The sequence below is a fragment of the Kitasatospora sp. NPDC059571 genome, from assembly GCF_042735675.1.
In the GTDB taxonomy this organism is placed as follows: Bacteria; Actinomycetota; Actinomycetes; order Streptomycetales; family Streptomycetaceae; genus Kitasatospora.
In genome coordinates this window covers 1-4,438 of sequence record NZ_JBHWBW010000265.1, presented here as the reverse complement: position 1 = coordinate 4,438, position 4,438 = coordinate 1, and the positions used below count along the sequence as shown (strand labels likewise).

The following is a 4,438-nucleotide window of genomic DNA, read 5'->3' as shown; positions in this document are numbered from 1 at the left end:
GGGGGCCCCGTCGAGGGCGCGCCGGGCGCGCGCGCGCGCCCCGACGCCCCCCCCGGCGGGGTCGGCAGCGGGTCCGGACCGTCGACGCGCAGGTGTGCGTCCCTCCCGCGGCCGGCGAGCCAGGCGAGGAGTGCGTGTCCGGGGCCGGTGACGGCGGGGCCGGTCCGGGCGGGGGCCCACGCCCGGCCGAGATCGGCGGCCTCGATGCGGGCGACGGGGAAGCCGCGTGCGGTCAGGGCGGCGATCGTCTCGTCCAGCGTCCGGCGGACGTAGCCGGCCGGCCAGTCGGTGGCGGCGTACCCGAGGTCCAGGTCGACGTGGTGGCTCTCGAGTTCGCGCCGCGCGCGGTGCAGGGTGTACCAGGCCGGGTGCCGCCACCCGGCGAGGGCGGTGACCAGGACGGTCCGGCGTTCGGCGGGCAGGGCCGCCGCGTCACCGATCAGCCCGTCCAGGCTGCGGCACAGGTCGGCGGTGAGGTCGGCGGCGGCGCGTCCCGCGCCCTCGCGCAGCGCGCGGTCCAGACCGGCGGCGTCGGCCCGCGGCTCGGGTTCGGTCCCGGTGCGCGCCAGGGCCAGCAGCCACCGGTAGACGTCGGCACTGCGGGCGAGGTGCGTGATCACGTGTCCGCGGCTCCAGCCGGTGAGCAGGGACGGCTGCCGGGCCTGCGCATCGGTCAGTGCGTCGAGGGTGTCGCGGAGGCGCTCGGCCGAGGCCCGGACGTCGTCGAGGAGGGCGGTGTACCCGCCGGGGCCGAGGTCGGTCATGTCCGTCACGTCTCGCAACTCTACGGGCGGCCGGCGGGCCCGCACCGGACGGGACGGATCCGGACCCGGAGGTCCGCGGCCGATCGGGTGAGGAGCGTGCTTCCCTGCGGCGGTGGCGAGTTGTCGTCACGGGACGTCCTGGCGGCCGGGCCCCGCCCGTCCCCGTCGAACCGGGCAGCCCGCGCGCCGGGAGCCCGCATCCGGGCGGAGGACGGTACGGCCCCGTTCGTCGCGGCCCTCGGCCGCCCGGGGCCGGGCCGGGGCGCGGCCCGTCCTGCGGAGTGCCCTCCGCGGCTGCCGGTCCCGCCCCGCCGGGCCGCACGCGTGTCTGATATGACGGACACTCACATGCCATGGGGGAACGATGAAGACCGAACAGCACACCACCGCGCCCGTCACGCTGATCACCGGCGGAGCGTCCGGGATCGGCGCCTCGACCATCCGGCGGCTGCTGGCCGCCGGGCACCGGGTCGCCGTGACCGGCCGTGACCGGGGCCGCCTCGACCGGTTCGCCGCCGAACTCGCCACCGAGTTCGACGAGGCCGACGCCGTGCTGCCCGTCGCCGCGGACACCACCGACTTCGGGGCCGTCCGGGCGGCCGTCGAGGCCACCGTCGAGCGCTTCGGCCGGCTCGACCACGTGATCGCCAACGCCGGCTTCTCCGACCACGGCAACCTGGCCGACGGCGACCCGGACGCATGGCGCGAGATGCTGCTGGTGAACGTCCTCGGCCCGGCACTGCTGGTCAAGGCCGCCCTGCCCGCGCTGAAGGAGAGCGGCGGACGGATCGTGCTGGTCGGCAGCACCGCGGGCATCAAGAACACCCCCGGCAACATGTACTCGGTCTCCAAGACCGCCCTGACCTCGCTCGCCGAGAACACCAGGGTGCTGGTCACCGGCGCCGGCGTCGGCGTCACCCTGATCGCCCCCGGGCGGGTGGACACCCCCTTCTGGAGCACCCATCCGGACGGGGCCGTCCCGGCCGGACCGGTGCTGACGGCCGGGCACGTCGCCGACGCCGTCGTCTGGGCCCTCGGCCAACCGGACGGCGTGGACGTCAACACCGTGGTCGTCCGCCCCACCGGCCAGCTCCACTGACCGGCCACCGCACGGACGGGGGGACCGCCGTGAGAAGCCCCTACCACCGCATCGCCGGCAGCAGCCTGGAGCGGCTCGCCGCACTGAGCGACGGCATCTTCGCCGTCGCCATGACCCTGCTCGTCCTCGACCTGCACCTCCCGAAGGTCGAGCTCCCGTCCGGCGGCGGGCCGCTGTGGACGGCGGAGAGCCTGCACGCCGAGCAGCAGCTCTGGACGGCGCTGCTGCCGCTCGCCCCGCGTGTCCTCGTGTACCTGCTCGGCTTCCTCACCCTGGGCATGTTCTGGGTCGGCCAGCAGACCCAGCTCAACCACTTCGACCGGAGCGACCGCCAACTCACCTGGATCCACCTGGCGTTCCTGCTCGCCGTGGCCCTGATGCCCTTCTCCACCTCACTGCTGGCCGAGTACACGGCGCTGCGGATCGCGCTGCTGGTGTACTGGCTGCACCTGCTGCTCCTCGGCGGGCTGCTGCTGGCCGGCCTGCGGTACGCCGCCCGGGCCGGGCTGATCAGGGCGGGCGAGGAGGGCGCACCGGGCATGCAGGCCGCCGCCGAACGCCGGATCGTGGTGGCCCAGGCCCTGTACGCCGTGGCCGTGCTGCTGGGCGTGATCAGCACCTACCTGAGCGTCGGCCTGATCATCCTGCTGCAGCTCAACTCCGCCCTGGCCCCGCGGATCCGCCCCCTCGACCGCTACTGACCGGTACGGAGCCGCCGGCGGCGATAGCCGGCGGGCAATCCGGGCAGACGCATCCCCACCGGCCGTGCCGGCCCCCGGACGGCGGGAACGGAGGATGACATGAACCCGGTCGAACGCGCCCTTCGGGCCCTGGACCGCGCCCAGCAGCGCCGCACCGCCCCGGCCGTGGCCGTCGCCGTGGTCAAGAAGTACGGCGACGACCGCGGCGGGCTCCTCGCCGCACTGATCACGTACTACGGATTCGTGGCGCTGATCCCGCTGCTGCTCCTGCTCAGCACCGCGCTCGGCTTCGTGCTCGCCGGCCATCCCCAGGTACAGCACCAAGTGCTGGACTCGGCCCTCGCCGACTTCCCCATCCTCGGCGACCAGCTGCGGCAGAACGTGCACTCCCTCCAGGGCAGTGGCCTGGCGCTGCTCATCGGCCTGCTCGGGCTGCTGTACGGAGCACTCGGCATCGCCCAGGTCCTCCAGCACGCCATGGCCGAGGTCTGGAACGTCCCCGGCGTGCGGCGCCCCGGCTACTGGCCGCGCCTGGCCCGCGGCCTGATCCTGTTCACCACCCTCGCGCTGGGCCTGCTGCTCAGCACCGCCGCGGCGGCCCTCATCGGCGGCACGCTCGCCGGGACCGCCGCACGCATCGGCGCCCTGCTGCTGTCCGCCGCCCTGAACAGCGGCCTCTGCCTGGCCTGCTTCAGGATCCTGACCCCCAAGGAGATCCCCACCCGCGCCCTGTGGCCCGGCTGCGCCGTCGCCGGCCCCCTGTTCACCCTCCTCCAGGCCTTCGGCGCCCTGCTGGTCACCCACGAGCTGCGCCACGCCGGCGCGGTCTACGGATTCTTCGCCACCGTCATCGGCCTGCTCTCCTGGATCTACCTGGCCGCACAGATCACCGTGTACGCCGGCGAGACCAATGTCGTCCTCCACCGCAGGCTGTGGCCGCGCAGCCTGCTGCAGTCCCCGCTCACCGGACCGGACCGGCAGGTCCTCAGGGCCGTCGCCCGGCAGGAGGAGCGCCGGCCCGAGCAGCACGTCGAGGTCGGCTTCGCCGCCGACGACACGCCGCCTCCCCCGGACGACGACCGGGACGCCGTGCCGGACCGCCGGGCCGAACCGTGACCGGACGCGGGCCCGACGGGCGGGCCCGGCCGTGCGGTGGACTGCGCCGGGTGGCGTCGGCGGCCCGTGTGAGACCCGGCCCCCCGGGTAGGCGCGGAGCCCGAGCCGCGGACCCGCACGGCGCACGAGCCGCGCGGCCGCGCAGACGGCGAGCAAGGGAGTGAGCATGAGCACGGTCCAGGAAACGATCGAGGTCGAGGTGCCGCTGCACACCGCCTACAACCAGTGGACCCAGTTCGAGGAGTTCCCCCGCTTCATGGAGGGCGTCGAGCAGATCACCCAGCTCGACGAGCGGCACAACCACTGGAAGGTCAAGGTCGGGGGTGTCACCCGGGAGTTCGACACCGAGATCGTCGACCAGCTGCCCGACGAGCGGGTCGCCTGGCGCACCGTCGACGGCGAGGTCCGCCAGCGCGGTGTCGTGACCTTCCAGTCCCTCGACGCCCGGCGCACCCGGGTGCGGCTGGCGATGGACTTCGAACCGGAGGGCATCGCCGAGCGGGCCGGTGAGGTGCTCGGCATGGTCGACCGCCGGGTGAAGGGCGACCTGGAGCGATTCAAGTCGTTCATCGAGGCCCGCGGCGTCGAGGACGGCGGCTGGCGCGGCCGGATCACACCGGGCTGACCCCCGGCTCCCCCGGGCACGGAGGGGCGGGGTCCGCCGGGGGGGGGGCACCCCCCCCGTGCCGCCCGGCCCGTGGCGGCCGGCCCCGTACCGCCCGGGCGCCGGGGGGGCGGGGGGCCGGCGCCCCCCGGCG

5 protein-coding genes are annotated in these 4,438 nt (G+C 75.2%); 4 read left to right on the top strand and 1 reads right to left on the bottom strand.

The features are described 5' to 3' along the window. Positions 1-764, bottom strand: a 764-nt coding sequence (locus tag ACFV0G_RS25315) for a maleylpyruvate isomerase family mycothiol-dependent enzyme (RefSeq protein WP_380552230.1), incomplete at its 3' end; no start/stop codon positions are given. 364 nt (positions 765-1,128) lie between these two features. On the opposite strand from ACFV0G_RS25315, the gene ACFV0G_RS25310 reads away from it, so the two are divergent. The 4 genes from ACFV0G_RS25310 (at position 1,129) to ACFV0G_RS25295 (ending at position 4,305) form a co-directional block, all read left to right on the top strand. Further along, a complete protein-coding gene (locus tag ACFV0G_RS25310; protein ID WP_380552216.1) occupies positions 1,129-1,863 on the top strand; it encodes an SDR family oxidoreductase in 735 nt (244 codons plus the stop codon). Between the two features lie 29 nt (positions 1,864-1,892). Further along, positions 1,893-2,564 carry a TMEM175 family protein gene (locus ACFV0G_RS25305; RefSeq protein WP_380552213.1) on the top strand — a complete coding sequence of 224 codons (672 nt, stop codon included), beginning with the start codon at positions 1,893-1,895 and terminating at the stop codon, positions 2,562-2,564. Between the two features lie 99 nt (positions 2,565-2,663). Next, positions 2,664-3,680 carry a YihY/virulence factor BrkB family protein gene (locus ACFV0G_RS25300; protein WP_380552210.1) on the top strand — a complete coding sequence of 339 codons (1,017 nt, stop codon included), beginning with the start codon at positions 2,664-2,666 and terminating at the stop codon, positions 3,678-3,680. 166 nt (positions 3,681-3,846) lie between these two features. Further along, on the top strand, positions 3,847-4,305 hold the full coding sequence (locus tag ACFV0G_RS25295; RefSeq protein WP_380552207.1) for an SRPBCC family protein: 459 nt from the start codon (positions 3,847-3,849) through the stop codon (positions 4,303-4,305). Positions 4,306-4,438: the final 133 nt, after the last annotated feature.

What these genes read in the sequence shown, in the direction of transcription:
- ACFV0G_RS25295 (WP_380552207.1), top strand. Translation starts at nt 3,847, where the DNA reads ATGAGCACGGTCCAGGAAACGATCGAGGTCGAGGTGCCGCTGCACACC.
- ACFV0G_RS25300 (WP_380552210.1), top strand. Translation starts at nt 2,664, where the DNA reads ATGAACCCGGTCGAACGCGCCCTTCGGGCCCTGGACCGCGCCCAGCAG.
- ACFV0G_RS25310 (WP_380552216.1), top strand. Translation starts at nt 1,129, where the DNA reads ATGAAGACCGAACAGCACACCACCGCGCCCGTCACGCTGATCACCGGC.